The organism is Stenotrophomonas sp. B2, from assembly GCF_014947095.1.
GTDB classification, from domain to species: domain Bacteria; phylum Pseudomonadota; class Gammaproteobacteria; order Xanthomonadales; family Xanthomonadaceae; genus Stenotrophomonas; species Stenotrophomonas maltophilia_P.
Genome location: NZ_JADCQA010000005.1, coordinates 39,337 through 60,208, shown reverse-complemented (window position 1 = coordinate 60,208; position 20,872 = coordinate 39,337). Strand labels below are relative to the sequence as shown.

The 20,872-nt window shown below is 67.8% G+C and carries 17 protein-coding genes and 1 tRNA gene; 10 read left to right on the top strand and 8 right to left on the bottom strand.

Annotated features, from left to right (window positions below; genetic code table 11):
* Window positions 1-223 precede the first annotated feature (223 nt).
* The 3 genes from IMX13_RS06965 to IMX13_RS06955 all read left to right on the top strand — a co-directional run bounded on the left by IMX13_RS06965 (window position 224) and on the right by IMX13_RS06955 (window position 5,428).
* A complete protein-coding gene (locus IMX13_RS06965) occupies window positions 224-871 on the top strand; it encodes an energy transducer TonB (RefSeq protein WP_193396087.1) in 648 nt (215 codons plus the stop codon).
* A 195-nt stretch (window positions 872-1,066) separates the two neighbouring features.
* On the top strand, window positions 1,067-3,874 hold the full coding sequence (locus tag IMX13_RS06960) for a TonB-dependent receptor (RefSeq protein WP_065174869.1): 2,808 nt from the start codon (window positions 1,067-1,069) through the stop codon (window positions 3,872-3,874).
* A 129-nt stretch (window positions 3,875-4,003) separates the two neighbouring features.
* Window positions 4,004-5,428, top strand: a complete 1,425-nt coding sequence (locus tag IMX13_RS06955) for a basic amino acid/polyamine antiporter (protein ID WP_065174868.1) — start codon at window positions 4,004-4,006, stop codon at window positions 5,426-5,428.
* Window positions 5,429-5,472: 44 nt separating this feature from the next.
* On the opposite strand, the gene IMX13_RS06950 is transcribed toward IMX13_RS06955, so the two are convergent.
* The 8 genes from IMX13_RS06950 to IMX13_RS06915 form a co-directional block, all read right to left on the bottom strand.
* A tRNA-Asn gene (locus tag IMX13_RS06950) sits at window positions 5,473-5,549 on the bottom strand.
* A 22-nt stretch (window positions 5,550-5,571) separates the two neighbouring features.
* Window positions 5,572-6,042 carry a 23S rRNA (pseudouridine(1915)-N(3))-methyltransferase RlmH gene (gene rlmH, locus IMX13_RS06945; RefSeq protein WP_019662111.1) on the bottom strand — a complete coding sequence of 157 codons (471 nt, stop codon included), beginning with the start codon at window positions 6,040-6,042 and terminating at the stop codon, window positions 5,572-5,574.
* Between the two features lie 64 nt (window positions 6,043-6,106).
* On the bottom strand, window positions 6,107-6,517 hold the full coding sequence (rsfS, locus tag IMX13_RS06940; protein ID WP_193396086.1) for a ribosome silencing factor: 411 nt from the start codon (window positions 6,515-6,517) through the stop codon (window positions 6,107-6,109).
* 58 nt (window positions 6,518-6,575) lie between these two features.
* Window positions 6,576-7,241 carry a nicotinate-nucleotide adenylyltransferase gene (nadD, locus tag IMX13_RS06935; RefSeq protein ID WP_053520120.1) on the bottom strand — a complete coding sequence of 222 codons (666 nt, stop codon included), beginning with the start codon at window positions 7,239-7,241 and terminating at the stop codon, window positions 6,576-6,578.
* Between the two features lie 3 nt (window positions 7,242-7,244).
* On the bottom strand, window positions 7,245-8,282 hold the full coding sequence (holA, locus tag IMX13_RS06930) for a DNA polymerase III subunit delta (RefSeq protein WP_053520121.1): 1,038 nt from the start codon (window positions 8,280-8,282) through the stop codon (window positions 7,245-7,247).
* 11 nt (window positions 8,283-8,293) lie between these two features.
* Window positions 8,294-8,878 (bottom strand): LPS assembly lipoprotein LptE, encoded by a 585-nt coding sequence (lptE, locus tag IMX13_RS06925; protein ID WP_053520122.1) that lies wholly within the window; start codon window positions 8,876-8,878, stop codon window positions 8,294-8,296.
* 138 nt (window positions 8,879-9,016) lie between these two features.
* The gene (gene leuS / locus IMX13_RS06920; RefSeq protein WP_193396085.1) at window positions 9,017-11,659 is read right to left on the bottom strand and encodes a leucine--tRNA ligase; all 2,643 of its coding nucleotides are present in this window, start codon (window positions 11,657-11,659) and stop codon (window positions 9,017-9,019) included.
* 105 nt (window positions 11,660-11,764) lie between these two features.
* Window positions 11,765-12,367 carry a DUF998 domain-containing protein gene (locus IMX13_RS06915; protein ID WP_065181828.1) on the bottom strand — a complete coding sequence of 201 codons (603 nt, stop codon included), beginning with the start codon at window positions 12,365-12,367 and terminating at the stop codon, window positions 11,765-11,767.
* Between the two features lie 123 nt (window positions 12,368-12,490).
* Here IMX13_RS06915 and trxA point away from each other — a divergent pair, with 123 nt between their 5' ends.
* From trxA to IMX13_RS06880, 7 genes are all read left to right on the top strand, one after another.
* Window positions 12,491-13,348 (top strand): thioredoxin, encoded by an 858-nt coding sequence (trxA, locus tag IMX13_RS06910; RefSeq protein ID WP_053520124.1) that lies wholly within the window; start codon window positions 12,491-12,493, stop codon window positions 13,346-13,348.
* 108 nt (window positions 13,349-13,456) lie between these two features.
* The gene (locus tag IMX13_RS06905; RefSeq protein WP_065174908.1) at window positions 13,457-15,166 is read left to right on the top strand and encodes a FecR domain-containing protein; all 1,710 of its coding nucleotides are present in this window, start codon (window positions 13,457-13,459) and stop codon (window positions 15,164-15,166) included.
* Window positions 15,163-16,788 carry a CHASE2 domain-containing protein gene (locus IMX13_RS06900; protein ID WP_193396083.1) on the top strand — a complete coding sequence of 542 codons (1,626 nt, stop codon included), beginning with the start codon at window positions 15,163-15,165 and terminating at the stop codon, window positions 16,786-16,788. The genes IMX13_RS06905 and IMX13_RS06900 overlap by 4 nt, the downstream gene beginning before the upstream one ends.
* A gap of 81 nt (window positions 16,789-16,869) precedes the next feature.
* Window positions 16,870-17,322, top strand: coding sequence for a DUF4442 domain-containing protein (locus tag IMX13_RS06895; RefSeq protein WP_065174907.1), 453 nt, complete (start codon window positions 16,870-16,872; stop codon window positions 17,320-17,322).
* Between the two features lie 54 nt (window positions 17,323-17,376).
* On the top strand, window positions 17,377-18,060 hold the full coding sequence (locus IMX13_RS06890; protein ID WP_053520126.1) for a DUF502 domain-containing protein: 684 nt from the start codon (window positions 17,377-17,379) through the stop codon (window positions 18,058-18,060).
* The gene (locus tag IMX13_RS06885; protein WP_053520127.1) at window positions 18,057-18,842 is read left to right on the top strand and encodes a queuosine precursor transporter; all 786 of its coding nucleotides are present in this window, start codon (window positions 18,057-18,059) and stop codon (window positions 18,840-18,842) included. The genes IMX13_RS06890 and IMX13_RS06885 overlap by 4 nt, the downstream gene beginning before the upstream one ends.
* A 94-nt stretch (window positions 18,843-18,936) precedes the next feature.
* A complete protein-coding gene (locus IMX13_RS06880) occupies window positions 18,937-20,868 on the top strand; it encodes a DUF885 family protein (RefSeq protein ID WP_193396082.1) in 1,932 nt (643 codons plus the stop codon).
* The last annotated feature ends 4 nt before the right edge of the window (window positions 20,869-20,872 follow it).

The window sequence follows — 20,872 nt, the reverse complement described above, 5'->3', positions numbered from 1 at the left end:
GACAGCGCCCTGCCCTGATCTGCTGCCCACGGGGCCGGATGCCTTTCCAGCGGAAAGGTCTCCGGCCCCGTTGCGTAGATGAAGGCCAGTTCAACATCGCCTGACATGCCTCTAGGCAATGGCGGCCACGACGCGCTAATGCTTGGCTGCCAGCCGCGTGCGGCAAACCCCGATGGCGGCCCTGGTGCGTTGACGTCTTTCGACACTGGCACGGAGGTGGACCATGGTTCGTACGTATCCCGTTGCATCCGCGCACTTCGACCCCGCCCGCATCGCCGCCTGGAGCGCGGCCATCGCACTGCATCTGCTGGCGTTGCTGCTGCTGCTCATCCCCGCCACCTACCAGGCGGTGCAGGCCCCGCGTGACACGACCACGGTCCGCTGGATCGAAAAGGTCGAGACACCGGAACCTCCGCCGATCCTGCCCACCGAACCCGAACAGGTGAAGGTCGCCCCCCGCTCCCAGGCGGTGCCCGCACCGGCGCTGCCAGCCCCCACCGCAACGGTCGAAGACGCGCCGGGCATCGTCCTGCCGGCCGCCGAACCGACCGCCGTGATGGCGCCGCCGACGCCGACGGCGGCTACGCCGCTGGCGGGAGCCCAGCTGCAGTACCGCAGTGCGCCGCCCCCGGCCTATCCCATCCCCGCGCTGCGCAACCGCGAACAGGGCACGGTCCTGCTGCGCGTGGAAGTGGACAGCAACGGCCAGCCTGTTGCGGTCAGCATCGAACGCAGCAGCGGCTCGCGCAGCCTGGACCAGGCCGCACGCCAGCAGGTGCTGCGCCACTGGCGGTTTGAGCCCGCCCAGCGTGACGGCGTGGCGGTGCCTGCCATCGGCATGGTGCCGGTGCAGTTCTCGCTGCCCGACTGACCGCTGCACCGGCCCGGCCTCAGGCCGGGCCGGAATCCGCGACCGGGTTTGCGAATCCGCACACCGCCCGTCCGCGCGCTGCCGATTAAGCAAAATTTCACGACTCCGTCACCTGCCGGAAACCTAGATTGGCCCGTCCCGGACCTGATCCGGCGACAGCCCTCAACGCAAGGTTTTCCAGTTAGGAGAGAAGCTGTGAAACACCCGATCCATCGGCCCGCCAGCCGCCGTGACACCCTGGCATCGTCCATCACTCACATCCTTACCGGCAGCACCCTGCTGCTGGCCGGCGCCGTGGTTTCCTCCTCCGCCTTCGCCCAGGAGCAGGCCACCAATCTCGACCGCATCACGGTCACCGGCTCGAACATCCCGCGCACCAATACCGAGACACCGTCCCCGGTGCAGGTGGTGACCCGCCAGGAGATCGACCGCACCGGCAAGACCACGGTCGCCGAATACCTGCAGACCCTGACCGCCGACGGTTCCGGCTCGATTCCCAAGACCTTCGGCAACGGCTTTGCCGGCGGCGGCGCCGGCATCTCCCTGCGTGGCCTCGGCGCCGGCTCGACGCTGGTGCTGTTGAATGGCCGCCGCATGGCCACCTACGGCCTGGCTGACGATGGCCAGAAGGTCTTCACCGATCTGAGCACCATTCCGCTGGATGCGGTGGAGCGCGTGGAAGTTCTGAAGGACGGCGCATCGGCGATCTATGGCTCCGACGCCATCGCCGGCGTGGTCAACATCATCCTGCGCAGCGATTTCCAGGGCGCGATCCTGCGCGGTTCCTACGGCGTCTCCGGCGACGGCGACGGCGATGCCAAGAAGGCGACGCTGACCGCAGGCACCGGCGACCTGGCCACCGATGGCTGGAACGCATTCTTCAGCCTGGACGTCGGCAAGACCGACGCGATCAAGATCGGCGATCGCAAGAACCGCAAGTGGATCGGCACCGGTGACATCCGTCGCTGGGGCTATTCCGCCGCCGACGCGCAGTTCCTGGGCGGTGCCTACCTGTCCGGTGGTACTGCCGGTGGCGTGGGCCCGAACGGCTCGGTGTTCGACGACCGCAATGTCGACGACGACAATCCCGCGTTCCTGGTGGCGCTGCCGGGCTGTGCCAATCTGACCAGCATTCCCGGCCAGACCGATGCGACCGCACAGCAGCAGGGCTGCCTGTGGGATCCGGCGCAGAAGTTCCGTGACCTGAGCCCGGAAGAGAAGTACATCAACGTGTTCGGACGTGCCAGCTTCGCCTTCGGCGAAGGCGGCGAGATCTACACCGAGATCGGCTACTCGAAGAAGGAAACCACCTTCAGCAACACGCCCTCGGGCGTGTCCGGCGGCTGGGGCTACCCGGAAGGACCGGTCAACGCCAACAGCGGTTCCGGTGCCACCGTGCTCGGCCCGGATCATCCGGACAACCCGATTCCCGGCCAGGCCTCGCGCCTGCGCTATTCGGCCTGGGACGTTGGTCCGCGCGTGACCAACAACACCAACGAGTTCAACCGCTTCCTGGTGGGCGTCAAGGGCAACTGGGGCGACTGGAACTATGACACCGCCTACCTGCACTCCGGCACCGACCTGATCAACCGTCGTACCGGCTTCCTGCACTACGACAACGTCCGCTGTGCACTGGCCAACCCGAACTGTGCCGGTGGCGTATGGCGCATCGGCGACAACGCCAACCTCAACTCGCAGGCGCTGTACGATTTCATCTCGCCGGAGATCAGTGCACGCGCCAAGTCCAGCCTGGACATGTTCGACTTCACCGTGTCGCGCAGCCTGATGGACCTCAAGGGTGGCCCGCTCGGCCTGGCGATGGGCACCGAGTGGCGCAAGACCAGCAACAGCCTGACCCCGCAGACGTTCACCGACACCGGCGACATCATCGGCCTGGGCTACTCGGCCTATGACGGTACCCAGAACGTGTACGCCGGATACGTCGAACTGTCCGCGCCGGTGCTGGAACAGCTGGAACTGTCCGGTGCACTGCGCTACGACAAGTACGAGAGCGGCGAAGGCAAGGCGACGCCGAAGCTGGGCGTGAAGTGGACCCCGGCCGACTGGATCGCGCTGCGCGCCAGCTACGCCGAAGGTTTCCGCGCGCCGAACCCGGCCGAGAACGGCGACGGTGGCCTGGCCGCCTTCTCCAACGCCCGCGACCCGGTGCGCTGCGCCATCAGTGAAGCCGAATGCACCGCACGCTCGGTGGCGATCATCACCCGCCCCAACAGCGACCTGAAGCCGGAGGAATCCAAGAGCTATTCGGTGGGTATCGTGCTGCAGCCGACCTCCTCCACCTCGATGACGGTGGATGCGTGGCAGATCAAGCGCACCAACGAAATCGCCCAGGGCAGCACCGCCGACGCCATTGCCGCCGGCAACGTCCTGCGCGACACCAACCTGCTCAACGGCATTGCCGGCACCGGCAGCATCCTGGCGGTCAACACGCAGTACATCAACGCCGCTTCCACCCGCGTGCGCGGTATCGACACCGATATCCGCCAGACCTTCGATATCGGTCCGGGCCAGCTGGAAATGGATCTGCAGTGGAGCCATGTGCTGAAGTTCGAGCGCACCGATGCCGATGTGACGGTCGACTACGCCGGCACCCACGGCAACTGCGACGTCACCAACTGCATCGGCACGCCGAAGGACCGCATCAACTTCGGCACCACCTGGAGGCAGGGCCCGTGGAGTGTCAGCGGCGTCGCCAACTACATCAGCAAGCTGGAGAACAAGGACCGCCGTGGCGGCGACTACCTGGCGTTCTACGAGGATGGCTCGCCGGTCGAGAAGATCTCCTCGTTCACCACCTTCGACCTGTCCGGCCGTTGGAACATCACCGAAGCCTTTGAACTGAACGCATCGGTGCAGAACGTGTTTGATCGCATCGCACCGCTCGATCCGACCACCTATGGCGGCGTGAACTACAACCCGCTGCACTTCAGCGGAGCCATCGGCCGCTACTTCACGGTCGGTGCCAAGTACACCTTCAACTGATCGTCGCTGCAGCATCACCTTCGGAGGCCCGGGCACATGCCCGGGCCTCCGTCGTTGCAGATGTTGCATGCGGCTTCACGGCACTGCCGCTACTGTGCCCCTGCGGCCGCGCTGCCGCAGGGGAGATTCATGGCTGCGACCTCACAACGGCTGGGCCTGGCTGCACTGACCGCTCTGGTGGTCGGCTCGATGGTCGGCGCCGGCATCTTTTCCCTGCCACAGAACGTGGCGCGCAGCGCCGGTCCGGCCGCCGCGATCATCGGCTGGGCGGTGAGTGGCGCCGGCATGCTGATGCTCGCCTTCGTGTTCCAGGCCCTGGCCAACCGCCGGCCGGACCTCGATACCGGCATCTACGCGTATGCGCGGGAAGGCTTCGGCAACTACATCGGCTTCTCCGCGGCATGGGGCTACTGGGTTGCCTCGGTACTCGGCAACGCCAGCTTCTTCGTGCTGATCTTCAGTGGCCTCGGCCACTTCATGCCGGTGTTCGGTGAAGGCAATACGCCGGCAGCGGTGGCCGCCTCGTCGCTGTTGCTATGGACCGTGCACCTGCTGGTGCTGCGCGGCCTGCGCACTGCCGCCATCGTCAACGGCCTGGTCACGGTGGCCAAGCTGCTGCCCATTGCGTTGTTCCTCATCTTGGCCGCCGGCGCGTTCCGCATGGACGTGTTCGGCGCCGATTTCCTGGGTACGCCCGCACTTGGCGACCTCGGCCAGCAGCTGCGCGGCATGATGCTGGTGACCGTATGGGTGTTCATCGGCATCGAAGGCGCCAGCATCTATTCCCGGCGCGCTGCGCGTCGTGCCGATGTAGGGCGCGCGACCGTGATCGGCTTTCTCGGCGTATGGCTGCTGCTGGTCCTGGTGAGCCTGTTGTCGATGGGCGTGCTGTCGCAGGCCGAGCTGGCTGCCCTGCCCAATCCATCGATGGCCTACGTGCTGCGCGCCATCGTCGGCGAATGGGGCGCGACCGTGATCATCATCGGTTCGATCATCTCGGTGCTTGGCGCCCTGCTGGCCTGGGTACTGCTGTGCGCCGAGGTGCTGTATGCGGCTGCCGGCGACGGCACCATGCCCGCGTTCCTTGGCCGCGAGAATGCGCGCGGCGTGCCGGCCAATGCGCTCTGGCTGAGCAACGGCCTGATCCAGTTGTTCCTGCTGCTGGTGCTGGTGAATTCCGGCAGCTATACCGGCCTGGTACTGCTGGCTGCATCGATGAGCCTGGTGCCCTATTTCCTGTCCACGGCATTCGGCGTGCAGCTGGCCTGGCGTGGTCAGGCCTATGCGGGCGGCGAAGCAGGAATCCGCTGGCGCGACTTCAGCGTCGCGCTGCTGGCGAGCGCATACGCGCTGTGGCTTGTTTATGCCGGTGGCCTGCACAACCTGCTGCTGTCGGTGCTGTTGTATGTACCGGGCGTAGCGCTGTTCGCGCTGACCCGTCGCCAGCGTGGCGAACAGGTGTTCACGCCTTGGGAGTGGGTGCTGTTCGGCGCCATCCTGGCCGTTGCGATCGCCACACTGGTGGCGTTCTGGCGAGGAGCGCTGACTCTGTAGAGCAAAAAAAAAAACCTGCATCTCGCGATGCAGGTTTCTGAAAGTGGCGCCCGAAGTTGGACTCGAACCAACGACCCCCTGATTAACAGTCAAGTGCTCTAACCGGCTGAGCTATTCGGGCAGACGAACAGTATAACGGCTCTTCACGCGCGATGGTAGGGGTGATTTGCAATCATTGCGGCGGCCCGGTACAGCTGTTCCGCCACGACCAACCGCACCAGCATGTGCGGCAGCGTGAGCGGACCAATCGACCACTTCTCGTCGGCCAATGCCGAAACTTCGGGCGAATGCCCCTCGGGACCGCCGATCAGGAACGCCAGGTCCCTGCCCTGTCCCCGCCAATGCTCCAGGCGCTGCGCCAGCTGTTCGGAACTGAGCTGGCGGCCGGGCACATCCAGCGCCACGACGTAGGCATTCTTCGGCAGCGCGGCGATCACCCGCCGGCCCTCGTCCTCGGTGGCACGGCGTGGATCGCGGCCTTTGCCGCGCAGGCCGGGCTCGATCTCGACCAGCTCGAACGGCAGCCAGTGCGAGAGCCGCTTCTGGTACTCGGCGAACCCCTGCGCGACCCAACTGGGTGCGCGTTCACCGGTGGCGATCAGGCGGGCTTTCATCAGCGCTCCTCGAAAACGTCGACGGCGCCATCGGCGCCGTCGAAGGGATGCATCAACGTGCGGCTCAGGCCACTTCGTCGTCGCTGGACGGCGGCTGGTCACCGACCGTCCACAGGCGCTCGAGGGCGTAGAACTCACGCACGCGCGGCAGCATCACGTGGACGATCACGTCGCCCAGATCGACCAGTACCCACTCGGCTTCGCGCTCGCCCTCAACCCCGAGCGGCATCACGTCGATCTTCTTGGCGAAGCGCACGACCTCGTCGGCGATCGACTTGACGTGGCGGGTCGAAGTACCCGAGACGATCACCAGGTAATCGGCAACGCTCGACCGGCCGCGCACGTCGATCTCGACCGGGTCCTTGGCCTTCAGGTCTTCGGTGGCTTGACGGACACTGGCCAGCAGTTCCGGCACGGACGGCGGCGGGCTGGGCAGATCGACCTTGATGGTCTGGGGCTGGGTCTGGTTGCTCAAAGTGGATCGACTCGATAAACGTGGGGGCGATTATACGGGGATGGCGCGGTCGCGGCATTCACGGTGTTGCCGGATGGTACAGCCGCTGCGCGGCCACGTAGTCGGCCACCGCCGGCGGCAGCAGGGCACGCCAGGGCCCTGCCGCGGCGATCTGCGCGCGCACGGCGCTGGCCGATTCCCCGCGCAGCGGATGGTGCAGGCGCAGGATGCGGCCGGCCGGACTGGCAAACAGGTCCTGTTCGCTGTCGGCCCACCGCCCTTCCAGGACACGGCCGAGCTCGCCGTCGACCGAGGCCTGCAGTGGACTGCCCGGCCGCTCCGCCACCACGAAGTGGGCCAGGCCGAACAGCGCCTCCCACTCATGCCAGCCGGGCAGGCCCAGCAGGCTGTCGGCGCCGACCAGCCAGGCCAGGGGCCGGCTGGGACCGAGCTCGCCGCGCAGTTCGCGCAGGGTATCGACGGTGTAGGACGGGCGACCGGGAAAGCGCGCGGCCCGATCCAGTTCGTGCCGGTCCAGCAGCAGCCCCGGCTCGTCGCCGATGGCCAGCGACAGCATCGTGCAGCGCTGTTCGGCGGTTGCGCCGGGAACCGGGCGGTGCGGTGGATCGGCCGCCGGCAGCATCCGCACCGCGACCTGCAGCTCATCGCGCGCGGCGCGCGCGATCGCCAGGTGCCCCAGGTGCACCGGATCGAAGGTGCCCCCGTAATAGACCCGCAGGCTCATCGATCAGGCCCGGGCCAGCAGCCGCACGGCGCGCGGCTCGGCCACGGCCACCAGCAGGCGCTCCAGCGCCAGCCAGGCGTCGCCGTCGGCGCGCCCCTTGGCGATGCGGTCGACCAGCCCGGCCTCGGCCACGAAACGTTCCCAGCGCTTGCCTTCCGGATGCCGCTGCAGCGCACGCTTGTACGGTGCCTGCCGCGACTCCCAGATGCCGCGCGATTTCATCTCGGCGGCAAGGTTGCCACCGCGTGCCTGCACCCGCGCCAGCCCGGCACCTGCCAGCAGTTCCCGGATCACGATCGGCATCAGCGCGGCCACCGCCTCGCCTTCGCCGCGCAGGCCGGCAAGCATGCGCAGCACCGCCGCCGGTTGCCCGGAGAACGTGGCTTCCACCAGCCGGAATACGTCGTAGCGGGCGGCATCGGCCACCAGCGATTCCATCCGTTCCACGTCCAGCGCGTGCCCATCGGCCAGCAGCGCCAGCTTGTCGATCTCCTGCGCCGCGGCAAGCAGATTGCCTTCCACGCGCTCGGCCAGGCGCTGCACTGCGGCCGGATCCGCGCGCAGGCCTTTGCTGCGCAGGCGACGCTCGATCCAGTCGGGCAGTTCATGCGGCTTGATCGCCCAGGCCACCGACAGCACGCCGACCCGGCCCACCGCTTCAGCCCACTTGCCCTGGTGCGCCTTGCTCCATTCGTTGGCGGTGATCATCAGCACGACGTCCGGTGCCGGATCGGCGCAGAACCGGCTGATCACCTCGGCGCCGTCCTTGCCCGGCTTGCCACTGGGCAACCGCACTTCCACCAGGCGACGGGCACTGAACAGGCTCGGCGCGTTGAAGCTGGCGTCGAGCTGGCCCCAGTCGAAGTCGCGACCATCGGCGTCGAACACCTCGCGCTCACCGATGCCGGCGGCGCGCGCCCGCGCACGGACCGCGTCGGCGGCTTCCAGCACGCGCAGCGTCTCAGGACCGGCGATCAGGTACACCGGCGACAGCGGGGTATCAGCGCCCTGGCTGGCCAGCTGCTCCGGACGCAGTTCCATGCCGGTCCCGGTCAGGGCTTGATGGCCGGTGCCGGTGTCGGCTCGGCCGGAACCGCAGGATCGACCGGCTTCGGCGCGGACAGGCTGCCCCCCTTCGCGACTTCGGCACGGACCACGCTGTCGATGCGGCGGATGATCGAGGCCGACATTTCCCGGCGCAGTTCATCGGCCAGGATCTCGCGCTCGGTGGTGGTACCGGTCGCGTCGGTGGGCGGCGACACGTAGTCGCGCGACAGTTCGATCACCTGCTGCGGCACCAGTTCGCTGCCATCCTCGCGACGGAAGATGAAGATCACCGCGTAGCGCAGGCTGTATTCCTGCGCACGACCCTGCGAGTCGATCGCGATCGGCAGGTCGCCCCAGCGTTCGGACAACACCTGCAGCTGGGTGCTGGGTTCGTTGCCATCCTCGCTTGCCAGCTTGGCGCCGGACGCCTGCAGACTGCGGTTGAGCAGCTTGACCAGTTCACTGTACGGGGCCGTGGAGACCACCTTCACCGGCGCGGTGTCGGTCGGCAACATCAGCTTGTTGCGCAGATGGAAGCCACAGCCGGCAAGGCCGAGGACAAGAACGAGGGCAAGCAGGAGTCGGGTCATGGAGAACAGTCTGGCGGAGCCGGGCGATCACGGCAACAGACAGCGTGCCCGAGACCGCGTGAACGCAGGGCCATCAACCGCATGCCCCCCGCGTTGCTGGAACACCGGCCGCCGGGAGGGCGGCCGGTGCGGGGTACATCAGGCGGCGACGATGTTCACGATCTTGCCCGGGACGATGATGATCTTGCGCACCGTCAGGCCTTCCATGAACTTCGCTGCATTCGGCTCGGCCAGGGCCAGCGCCTCGACCTGCTCGCGAGCGGCATCGGCGGCCACTTCGATGGTGCCGCGCAGCTTGCCGTTGACCTGCACGGCCAGGGTCAGTGCGTCGCGCACCAGCGCGCTGGCGTCGGCCTGCGGGAACGGCTGGTCCTCCAGCAGCGTCTCGCCATGGCCAAGCACCTGCCACAGGGCGTGGCTGGCATGCGGGGTGATCGGATTCAGCAGCAGCACGATGGCCTGCAGTGCTTCCTGACGCACCGCGCGGCCCTGTTCGCTGCCGTCCTCGAACTTGGCCAGCGCGTTCATCAGTTCCATCACCGCAGCGATCGCGGTGTTGAAGCTGTGGCGGCGGCCATAGTCGTCGCTGACCTTGCCGATGGTCTCGTGGGTCTTGCGGCGCAGCGCCTTCTGGCCACCGTCCAGCGCGGCCACGTCCAGCGCCGGGGCGGTGCCCTCGGCGGCATGCTTCTGCACCTGGGCCCACAGGCGGCGCAGGAAGCGGGCCATGCCGTCCACGCCGGCCTCGTTCCACTCCAGCGACTGTTCCGGCGGTGCGGCGAACATCGAGAACAGGCGCACGGTGTCGGCGCCATACTTGCCTACCATCGCCTGCGGGTCCACGCCGTTGTTCTTCGACTTGGACATCTTCTCGGTGCCACCAACCACCACCGGCTGACCGTCGGCGATCAGGGTCGCGCCGGTGATGCGGCCGCGCTCGTCACGCTGCACTTCCACGTCGGCGGGATTGATCCAGTCCTTGGAACCGTCCGGGTTCGGACGGTAATAGGTCTCGGCGATCACCATGCCCTGGCACAGCAGATTGCGGGCCGGTTCGTTGCTGTCCACCATCCGCGCGTCACGCAGCAGCTTGTGGTAGAAGCGGAAGTACATCAGATGCAGGATCGCGTGCTCGATGCCACCGATGTACTGGTCCACCGGCAGCCAGTAGTTGCCGCGCTTGTCCACGGCATCACGCGCGCCCGGCGAGGTGTAGCGCGCGTAGTACCAGCTCGACTCCATGAAGGTGTCGAAGGTATCGGTCTCGCGCTCGGCTGCACCGCCGCACTCCGGGCAGGTGGTCTTGCGCCACTCCGGGTCGGTCTTGATCGGCGAACCGGTGCCGGAGAACGCGACGTCCTCCGGCAGCACCACCGGCAGCTGCTCTTCCGGCACCGGTACCGCGCCGCACTTGGCGCAGTAGATCACCGGAATCGGGCAGCCCCAGTAGCGCTGGCGGCTCACGCCCCAGTCGCGCAGGCGGTAGTTGACGCGGCGCTGCCCCTGCGCCTTGCGCTCGAAACGCTCGGCCAGGGCTTCAAAGGCGCCCTGGAAATCCAGCCCGTCGAACTCGGCCGAATTGATCAGTTCGAAGGCACGGTTCTTGTCGCTGTACCAGTCCTGCCAGCGCGCGCCATCCCAATTGCGCTCGTCGTCATTGCGCGGATCCTTCAGTGCGATGACCTGCACGATCGGCAGGCCATACTTGTTGGCCACTTCGTTGTCGCGCTGGTCATGGCCGGGCACGGCCATCACCGCACCGGTGCCGTAGCCCATCAGCACGAAGTTGGCGACCCACACCGGCACCTTCTCGCCGGTGACCGGATGGATGGCGCGCAGGCCGGTATCCATGCCGCGCTTTTCCTGGGTTTCCAGCTCGGCCTCGGACACGCCGCCCTGCTTCATTTCCGACAGCAGCGCGGCCAGTTCCGGATTGTTCTTCGCTGCATGCAGCGCCAGCGGGTGCTCGGCGGCGATCGAGACGAAGGTCACGCCCATCACGGTGTCCGGGCGGGTGGTGAACACGCGCAGCGGATCCAGCACGCTGCCATCGACGTCGCGCACGTCGAACTGGATCTCCAGGCCCTCGGAACGACCGATCCAGTTGCGCTGCATGGTCTTGACCGATTCCGGCCAGCCGTCCAGCTCGTCCAGGCCGTCCAGCAGCTCCTGGGCGTAATCGGTAATGCGCAGGAACCACTGCGGAATCTCACGCTTCTCGACCAGCGCACCGGAACGCCAGCCACGGCCGTCGATGACCTGCTCGTTGGCCAGCACGGTCTGGTCGACCGGGTCCCAGTTCACCACCGCGTTGCGGCGGTAGGCCAGGCCCTTGCGCATCAGACGGGTGAACATGCGCTGCTCGTGGACGTAATAGTCCGGGCGGCAGGTGGCGAACTCGCGCGACCAGTCGATGGCATAGCCCAGCGACTTCAGCTGGCTGCGCATGTGGTCGATGTTCTTGTAGGTCCACGCCGCCGGCGCGGTTTTGTTCTTGATCGCCGCGTTTTCCGCCGGCAGGCCGAACGCGTCCCAGCCCATCGGCTGCAGCACGTTGTGGCCGGTCATGCGCTTGTAGCGGCTGATCACGTCACCGATCGTGTAATTGCGCACGTGCCCCATGTGCAGCGCACCGGACGGGTACGGAAGCATCGACAGGCAGTAGTACTTCGGCTTGTCGGAAGTCTCGTCGACCTCGAACGCGCGGGTGGCGTCCCAGTACTGCTGGGCGGCGGATTCAACCTGCTGCGGGTCGTAGGCGTTGGGTTCAGCGCTGGTCATGGAACACGCGGATGCGGCGGCAAAGCGGTACAGCGTACCGCAGTGCGGCAAACGTCTCCAATCCTGTCCGACGGCTGTGGGCCCGGTGGCGGCCCCGCGACCGTCTCAACGGGCCCGCGACAGCGGCAGCGCCAACGCCAGCCAGACCGCCCAGCAGGCGAAGGCCAGCCGCTGCGACAGAGGCGCCGGCAGCACGCCCTGCAGGGCGAAGGCTGCCAACGCGGCAACCACACCACAGGCCAGCGCCACCCCGCCCAATGCCCGGCCCTGTGTGTCGCGCAGGCGCGCCGTGCCCAGCAGCAGGGCGCCGGCAACGAAGCCCAGCACCCATACCATCCAGGCGCTGGCATGCAGCTGGCTGGCCAGCCCGTGCAGGTCATCCACATCCAGCGGCAGCACGCCCATGGCGGCGAACGCCAGGCCGGCCAGCAGCAGCATCTGGCTGCCCACACGCGGGGCCCAGCCCGCGGTGGCCGGCAGCTGCCGGCGCAGGCATTCTGCCACCACCACCGCCAGCAGGCCCGGCAGCATGAAGCCCAGCAGATTGAAGCCCAGGGCATGCGGCATCCCCTGCGCGCCCAGCAACGCCACCGGATGGCGGGCCTGCGCATAGCCGTCGAGGCCGGCACCGAAGCCGATGACCGCAGCCACGAAGACGAGTGCGGCGATCACGCCCGACAGGCGCAGCAAGGGGGACGGCGACGACATGCAGGCTCCACGACAGCGGCAACAGGAAGTCCGCATTGTCGGCCATTTGCAGCGGCCCGGGTTGAGACGGACAGGTTCCGCCACCATAGAATCCCTCTCCAGATGCCAAGCGATGCCTCCTCCATGACCGAGACGACCTACGTATTCGACGCCACCACTGCGACCTTCGAGGCCGAAGTCCTGCAGAAGTCGCTGCAGACGCCGGTGCTGGTCGATTTCTGGGCCACCTGGTGCGGTCCGTGCAAGACCCTGGGACCGATGCTGGAAAAGCTGGCCGGCGAGTACAACGGCGCCTTTGAGCTGGCCAAGGTCGATGTCGACAAGGAACAGCAGATCGCTGCCGCCTTCCAGATCCGCTCGGTGCCGACCGTGTTCCTGGTCAAGGACGGGCAGCTGGTGGACGGCTTCCCCGGCGCCATCCCGGAGGGCCAGCTGCGCGAGTTCCTGGCCCAGCACGGCATCGTCCCCGCTGATGTCGGCGATACGGTCAGCGAGGAGGAAGCACCGCTGGACCCACAGGCACAGGTGGACGTGCTGCGCGCGCAGATCGCCGCCGAACCGGACAAGGACGAGCTGAAGCTCGACCTGGCCCTGGCCCTGCTGCAGATCGGCGGCGTGGATGAAGCCGGTACGCTGATCGACCGCCTGCCGGCCAACCTGGCCACCGACGACCGCGCCGTGCGCGCCCGTGCACGCCTGGCCTTCGCGTCCGCACTCAAGGACGCCCCGGCCGCCGAGGTGCTCGAATCACGCATCGCCGCCGATGGCAGCGACCTCAAGGCGCGCCATCTGCGGGGCGTGCAGCTGCTGCTGGAGGGCCAGGACGAGGCGGCCCTGGCCCAGTTCCTGGAAATGCTGCGGATCGACCGCGGTTTCGAGGACGGATTGCCGCGCAGGACCCTGATCGACGCCTTCAATGTGATCTCCGACGAGGACCTGGTCGGGCAGTACCGCAGGAAGATGGCCTCGCTGCTGTTCTGAACGGAAGCCTGTCCCGTTCAGAATCCCTGCACTGAACGCGGGCGATAATGTGATCGATGGCGGCCGTTCGGCCGCCGCGATCCATTCGGGGGGATGAGGGTCGGGGCCATTGGGTCTTGCTGCTGCGCCTCCGCATTGCCGGGACTGCAAACTGTGACCTTCGTCCGCACTTCGCCTTTCATTACGCGCCTCCAACGTGTCCTGCTGTGTGCCCTCCTGCTGCTGCCGGCCATCGCCGCCGCACAGGACTGGAACTACCGGGTCCGTCCCGGTGACACCCTCTGGGACCTGGGTGGCCTGTACCTGAAGCCTTCCGTGCCCTGGCAACAGCTGCAGCAGCACAACCGCATCGCCAATCCCTATCAGCTGCCGCCGGGCCAGCTGCTGCGCTTCCCGATCAGCTGGCTGCGCACCGAGCCTGCGCCGGCACGGGTCCTGTCCGTGCGCGGGAAGGTCGGGCTGGTGGGCGGCGATGGCAGCGCCACCCGCGCGGTGCGGGCCGGAGAGCAGCTGCGCATCGGCGACACCGTGGAAACCGAAGGCGACTCCAGCATCACCCTCGAATTCGCCGATGCCTCGCGGTTGCAGCTGCGCGAGTATTCGCGCCTGCGCCTGGACCAGCTCAGCCGCTACGGCCGCACCGGCATGGTCGATACCCGCCTGCGCCTGCAGCAGGGCCGCGCCAGCAACCGGGTCACCCCGGCACGTGGCCCGGCATCGCGCTACATCATCGATGCACCGACGGCGACCAGCAGCGTGCGCGGCACGGTCTTCCGCGTCAGCGCCGGCGATGGCGATGCCGGCCGGATCGGTGCCACCGAAGTGCTGGAAGGACGGGTGCAGGTCGCCAACACCCACGGCCAGCGCCTTGTCCGTCCGGGCCAGGCCAGCCGCAACGCCAGCGCCGACAAGGCGCCCGCCGCCGTGGCCGCGCTGCTGCCGGCGCCGACGCTGCGCCAGGATGAGCTGAGACTGGCCCCCCTGCCGAGCCTGCTGGCCTGGGACCCGGTCGCCGGAGCCGACCACTACCGGGTGGAGGTGGTGCAGGCGGCCACGCCGGAAATCCTGCTGTTCGCCGCCACCACCGCCGACACGCGACTGGCGATCGGCGATCTGCCGCCCGGCGAGCTGCGTGTGCTGCTGCGTGCGGTCGACGCACAGGGCGTGGAGGGCCTGGACGCCAGTGCCGACTTCGAACTCAGCGACCAACCGCCGCCGCCGTTGACCGTCTCTCCGCTGCACGGCCAGACCGTCAACAGCGATCGCCCCCGGTTCCGCTGGACCCAGGCCCCGGGCGCGAGCAGCAGCGTGCTGCAGGTCGCTGCAGAACCGACGTTCACGCAGCCGCTGCAGGAGCAGGCCAGCACCGGTACCGACCTGCGCCTGGCGCAGCCCCTGCCGCCGGGCCAGTACTACTGGCGCGTTGCCTCGCGCGATGACAACGGCCACCAGGGGCGCTATGGACAAGCGCTGCCACTGCAGCTGACCAACGAACCGGTGGACCCTGCCCTGCAGCCGCCCGAGGCGGCGCATGGCCAACTGACCCTGCGCTGGCAGGCCGGCAGCGAAGGCCAGCGCTACCGCGTGCAGGTGGATCGTCGTGGCGACTTCGCCAGCCCGATGCTCGATGAAACCGTCGAGCAGCCCCAGGTCAGCTTCAAGCGGCCATGGAGCGGCACCCTGCACGTGCGCGTGCAGTACATCGACGACGACGGGCACGCAGGCGATTTCTCGCCCGCGCAGCAGGTCAAGCTGCCCTGCCGCCTGTGCTACGGCGCCGGCGGCGGCGGTGCGCTGCTGCTCTGGCTGTTGTTATGAGGCGTTCGCCGCTTCCATGGTCCCGACGGATCGCACTGGCCGTGCTGGCCGGTGTGCTGACGGCCGTGGCCAGCCATGGCCAGTGGCTGTGGCGCCAGGATGAAGCGGCCTACGACGCGATGGTCGGCGGCTGGGACTATCGACCCGACCCCAGCGTGCTGATCATCGCCATCGACGAAGGCAGCCTGCAGCGCATCGGCCAATGGCCATGGCCGCGCTCGGTACATGCGCGCCTGCTTGATCGCCTCACCGACGCCGGCGCTGAACGCATCGCACTGGACCTGATGCTGTCAGAACCCGACCGCCGCGACAGCCGCCAGGACGAAATCCTGGCCGCCGCGATCCGGCGCAATGGCCACGTCGTACTACCCGTGCTGGCGGCGCCGGCAGCCGGCGACCGCATGGCCGAGGAACTGCTGCCCATTCCACTGATCGCGGCCAGCGCTGCGGCGATCGGCCACAGCGATGTCGAAGTGGATGGCGATGGCGTCGCCCGTGGGGTGTACCTGCGCGCCGGCATCGGCCAGCCGCATTGGCCTGCGCTGGGCCTGGCCCTGGCCGGACTGCCCGCCAGCGCGATCGACGGCCTGCCGGATCCCGAGCCGGAGGTCGATTCCCCCTATCAGTGGCGCCGCGACGATTACGTGCGGGTGCGCTACGCCGGCCCGCCGGAACGATTGCCGCAGGTGTCCTATGCCGACGTGCTCGAGGGCCACGTGGACATGGCGATGCTGCATGGGCGACGCATCGTGGTCGGAATGACCGCCAGCGGCATCGCCCCGCGCCTGCTCACGCCGACCACGCGCGAGTACTGGATGAGCGGCAGCGAGTACCAGGCCAACATCGCCTCGATGCTGCTGCAGGGCAGGCAGATCCACGTCCTGCCACGGCTCTGCCAGGACGCCATCGGTGGCCTGCTGGTGGCGCTGTGCGTGATCCTCCTCGGCCTGCGCCTGCCCTGGCTGACGGCGCTCTGTTCGCTGCCGCTGGCCCCGCTGCTGAGCTGGGCGCTGCTGCGCGCCGGCAACCTGTGGTGGGCACCGGCCAGCGCGATGCTGGGCATCGTGCTGGTGCTGCTGGCCTGGGCGATATGGCGGATCGCGGCCTGGCACCGGCTGGCCAACCGTGATGCGCTGACCGGCCTGGGCAACCGGCTGCGTTTCGAACAGTCGCTGCAGCAGGAATGCGATGCCGCACGGCGCAGCGGCAAGCCGCTCACGCTCGCGCTGATCGACGTCGATCACTTCAAGCACCACAACGACCGTCACGGTCACCAGGTCGGCGATCGCGTACTGCGCGAAGTGGCGCAGCAGATCGCCGCGCACGCGCGTCGCCCGCGCGACAAGGCGGCACGCTACGGCGGCGATGAGTTCGCGCTGGTGCTGCCGGATACGCCGGCCGAGGGCGCGCGGCAGGTGATCGAAGGCCTCATCCAGAGCATCCGCGCCCTGCCCGCACCGGGTGAAGGCCATGGCGGCGGCATCACCCTGACCATCGGCGTCTATACCCGCATCCCCAACGGCGAGCTGCAACCCCACCATTTCGTGGAAGGTGCCGACGCGGCGCTGTACCAGGCCAAGGCCAATGGTCGCGACGGCTACGTGATCGACGCCGCAGGGTGACACGCGCCGCGCCGCGCACAGCTACAACATACGCATGCGAATGGTTAGACTTGGGGCCCGCCCTCCGTCCTCGCGATGCACATGAACGCCCGCCTGTTCCGTTTCGGCATCAACCTGTGGCCGCCCTTCCTGTTCACCGGCATCCACGTCACCCGGGTCAGCCCGGACTACCGGCAGATCGACGTCGAGCTGCGCCAGCGCCCCTGGAACCGCAACTACGTGGGCACCCACTTCGGTGGCAGCCTGTTTGCGATGACCGACCCGTTCTGGATGCTGGGCCTGCTGCATATTCTCGGCCGCGACTACTACGTGTGGGACCGCGCCGGCGCGATCGACTTCCTCAAGCCGGGGCGCGGCACCGTGCGCACGTCGTTCCGCATCGACGATGCGCTGCTGGACGAACTGCGCGCCGACGCTGCCGGCGGCGGCAAAGTGCTGCGCTGGTTCAGCAACGATGTGGTCGATGAAAGCGGCGAGGTGGTCGCCCAGGTGCGCAAGCAGGTCTACCTGCGGCTGAAGCCGCACGCACGCTGATCCCGGCCGCATTCCCCCGCATCATCGGCAAGCGCTGGCCGCTACAATGCGCCCATGTCGCTCGAAGCCCCCTCCCTGGTCCCCCGCCCCTCCCTGCAGCGCCTGTTCCTGACCGGCCTGCTGACCCTGCTGCCGATCTGGCTCACCTGGGTCGTGGTCAAATTCGTGTTCGTGCTGCTGTCGGGCATCTCCAGCCCGCTGGTGGTGCCCCTGTCGGAGCAGATCGCGACCAGCTTCCCGCATTACCTGGGCTGGGTGCGCGCGGAGTGGATCCAGAACACCATCGCGCTGCTGGCGACGCTGCTGGTGATCCTGGCCGTGGGCGTGGCCAGCCGCCGCGTGCTCGGCCAGCGCCTGCTGCGCTGGATCGGCGCGGTGATCAAGCGGATCCCGCTGGCCAGCATCATCTACGACAGCGCCAAGAAGCTGCTGGACATGCTGCAGACCGAACCCGGCAGCACGCAGCGCGTCGTGCTGATCGACTTCCCGCACCGCGACATGAAGTCGGTCGGCCTGGTCACGCGGGTGATCAAGGAACACGGTACCGACCGCGAACTGGCAGCGGTGTACGTGCCGACCACGCCGAACCCGACCTCCGGCTATCTTGAAATCGTGCCGGTGGAACTGCTCACACCCACCGACTGGACCGTGGACCAGGCGATGAGCTTCATCATTTCCGGTGGTGCTGTGGCGCCAGCCAGCGTGCCGTTCACCCGCGCGGGCGAACGCACCGAATGAGCACGACGCCGGTCGAGCGCCCGCTGCAGGACCGCGCGGTCCTGCTGTTCATCGTGCTGGCCGCGTTCTTCTGCGGCAATGCCGTGCTGGCCGAGCTGATCGGAGTGAAGATCTTCGCGCTGGAAGACACGCTCGGCATCGACCCGCTGAACTGGAACCTGTTCGGCCAGACCGGATCGTTGAGCTTCACCGCCGGCACACTGCTGTGGCCGGTGGTGTTCATCATGACCGACACCATCAACGAGTTCTTCGGCAAGCGCGGGGTGCGTTTCATCTCGTGGTTGGCGGTGGTGCTGATCGCCTACGGCTTCCTGTTCGCTTTCGCGGCGATCTCGCTGGCGCCGGCCAGCTGGTGGGTCACCTCGATGAACGCCCATGGCGTGCCCGACTACCAGGCCGCGTTCGCCGCGGTGTTCGGCCAGGGCATGTGGACCATTGCTGGTTCGCTGGTGGCCTTCCTGCTCGGCCAGCTGATCGACGTGGCCGTGTTCCACAGGATCCGGCAGGCCACCGGCGAGCGCCACGTCTGGTTGCGCGCTACCGGTTCCACCGCGGTCTCGCAGCTGGTGGACAGCTTCGTGGTGATCTGGATCGCTTTCGTGCTCGGCCCGCAGCAGTGGCCGACATCGCTGTTCCTGGCGGTGAGCAGCGTCAACTACGTCTACAAGATGGGCTTTGCGATCGCCCTGATTCCCCTGCTGTACCTGATGCGCCGTGCGATCACCCGATACCTGGGTGTCGAGCGCGCGGCCGCGCTTCGCGCTGCGGCCGCGGCTGACTGAAGGCCCAGCGGGCGCCAGCTGACTGCGCCCCCGCGCTGGCCGTACGCGGCCGGATCGTGCAAGCTCCACGGTCTGTGTTCCACGGAAGCTCCTGATGCCGTATTCCACCCGCGCCCTGGCCGCCGCCATTGCCGCGTTGTTCCTGTTCAGCGCCGTTCCGTCGGCCGAAGCTGCGAAGAAGAAGGCCAGCCGGCCCGCTGCGACGCAGAGCCGTCCGGCGGCCAAGCCCAAGGCGCGGCCCAGCACGCGCGCCACCGCACCGGCACGCAGCGCCACCCGCTCCCCCGCGCGCCCGGTCGCCGCCGCCCGCACTGTGCCCAAAACGGTCCAGCTGGAGCGCCTCTATGACGAATACTGGGATGCGTCGATGCGGTTGAACCCGCTGCAGGCGACCTTCCAGGGCGAAACCCGCTACAACGACCAGCTGCCGAACATCCTGTCCGCGGCGTGGCGCCAGCAGTCGCATGACTTCACCGTGGAGTGGCTGGGCAAGGTCGAGAAGATCGGCAGCGACGGCCTGCAGGGCCAGGACCTGCTGAGCTACGAGATCTTCGTGCGCGACGCGCGCGCGACCTTGGCCGCCGAGCCGTATCCCAGCTGGATGATGCCGATCAGCCAGTACTACAACGTCGGCAGCATCATGGCCATTCTCGGTGCCGGCGCGGGTGCGCAGCCGTTCAATACCGTGCAGGACTACGACACCTGGTCGCGCCGCTCGCTGGGCATTCCGGCGCTGTTCGACCAGGCCATCGACAACATGCGCCAGGGCATGAAGGCCGGTGTGGTGCAGCCGCGCGACCTGATGGAAAAAGTGCTGCCGCAGCTGGATGCGGTGATCAAGCCGACCGCCGAGGAAAGCATCTTCTGGTCGCCGATCCGGACCATGCCGGAGTCGATTTCCGCCGAGGACAAGGCGCGCATCAGTGCCGAGTACAAGCGCATGATCGAACTGCGCATCATGCCGTCCTACCGCGCCCTGCGCGGCTTCATCGCCACCGAGTACCTGCCGGCCACGCGGACCAGCAGCGGTCTGGGGGCCCTGCCCAATGGCCAGGCGTGGTACGCCAACCTGATCGTGCAGACCACGGCCAGCGAACAGACACCCGCGCAATGGCATGCGCTCGGCGAACAGCGCGTGCAGGAGCTGCAGGCGCAGATCGCCGCAGTGATGAAGGATGCGAAGCTGCGCGGCACGCCGACCAAGCTTCTGCGCAGCATGCGCAGTGATCGCCAGTTCCAGTATGGCGACGCCAACGCGCTGCTCGGCCGCTACCGCCAGGTGCAGCAGCAGGTCGCCACGCGCCTGCCGCAGGTGCTCGACACGCTGCCGAAGGCTGCCCTGGACATCCGTGCAGTGGAGCCCGAGCGTGCGCTCACCGCGGCCGCGGCCTCCTACCAGCCGACACAGCCCGGCGAGGCCGGGGTGCTGTATGTGAACACCCGCGACCTGCCCAGCCGCAAGCGCTGGAACGTGCCGGTGCAGTACCTGCATGAAGGCATTCCCGGCCACCACGTGCAACTGGGTCTGCAGCAGGAGCTCGCCAAGCAGCCGCGCTTCCGGCGTGCCGGCGGCGACCTGGCCTTCATCGAAGGCTGGGGCCTGTACTCGGAAACGCTGGGGGAAACGCTGGGCGTCTACACCGATCCCTACGACCGCATCGGCTATCTCTCCTCGCGCCTGCTGCGCGCAGCGCGCGTGGTCGCCGACACCGGCGTGCATGCCCAGGGCTGGAGCAAGCAGCAGGCCGTCGCCTACCTGCAGAAGACCGTGGACATGAGCAGCGATGATGCCAATGCCGAAGTGGAGCGGATCATGGCCCAGCCTGCGCAAGCGCTGTCCAATGTGGCCGGCCTGACGACCCTGCTGGCACTGCGCGACAAGGCCAAGGCACGCCAGGGTGCAGCATTCGACCTGCGCCGTTTCCATGCCGAACTGCTGAAGGACGGCTCGATGCCGCTGGACGTGCTGGAGCGGAAGATGGAACGATGGCTGTCACAACCGCCGGGGGCCGCGCCGGCCCCCTGATCGC

What these genes read in the sequence shown, in the direction of transcription:
- IMX13_RS06965 (WP_193396087.1), top strand. Translation starts at nt 224, where the DNA reads ATGGTTCGTACGTATCCCGTTGCATCCGCGCACTTCGACCCCGCCCGC.
- IMX13_RS06955 (WP_065174868.1), top strand. Translation starts at nt 4,004, where the DNA reads ATGGCTGCGACCTCACAACGGCTGGGCCTGGCTGCACTGACCGCTCTG.
- rlmH (WP_019662111.1), bottom strand. Translation starts at nt 6,042, where the DNA reads ATGAAAGCCCGCCTGATCGCCACCGGTGAACGCGCACCCAGTTGGGTC.
- nadD (WP_053520120.1), bottom strand. Translation starts at nt 7,241, where the DNA reads ATGAGCCTGCGGGTCTATTACGGGGGCACCTTCGATCCGGTGCACCTG.
- holA (WP_053520121.1), bottom strand. Translation starts at nt 8,282, where the DNA reads ATGGAACTGCGTCCGGAGCAGCTGGCCAGCCAGGGCGCTGATACCCCG.
- lptE (WP_053520122.1), bottom strand. Translation starts at nt 8,878, where the DNA reads ATGACCCGACTCCTGCTTGCCCTCGTTCTTGTCCTCGGCCTTGCCGGC.
- leuS (WP_193396085.1), bottom strand. Translation starts at nt 11,659, where the DNA reads ATGACCAGCGCTGAACCCAACGCCTACGACCCGCAGCAGGTTGAATCC.
- IMX13_RS06915 (WP_065181828.1), bottom strand. Translation starts at nt 12,367, where the DNA reads ATGTCGTCGCCGTCCCCCTTGCTGCGCCTGTCGGGCGTGATCGCCGCA.
- trxA (WP_053520124.1), top strand. Translation starts at nt 12,491, where the DNA reads ATGACCGAGACGACCTACGTATTCGACGCCACCACTGCGACCTTCGAG.
- IMX13_RS06900 (WP_193396083.1), top strand. Translation starts at nt 15,163, where the DNA reads ATGAGGCGTTCGCCGCTTCCATGGTCCCGACGGATCGCACTGGCCGTG.
- IMX13_RS06895 (WP_065174907.1), top strand. Translation starts at nt 16,870, where the DNA reads ATGAACGCCCGCCTGTTCCGTTTCGGCATCAACCTGTGGCCGCCCTTC.
- IMX13_RS06890 (WP_053520126.1), top strand. Translation starts at nt 17,377, where the DNA reads ATGTCGCTCGAAGCCCCCTCCCTGGTCCCCCGCCCCTCCCTGCAGCGC.
- IMX13_RS06885 (WP_053520127.1), top strand. Translation starts at nt 18,057, where the DNA reads ATGAGCACGACGCCGGTCGAGCGCCCGCTGCAGGACCGCGCGGTCCTG.
- IMX13_RS06880 (WP_193396082.1), top strand. Translation starts at nt 18,937, where the DNA reads ATGCCGTATTCCACCCGCGCCCTGGCCGCCGCCATTGCCGCGTTGTTC.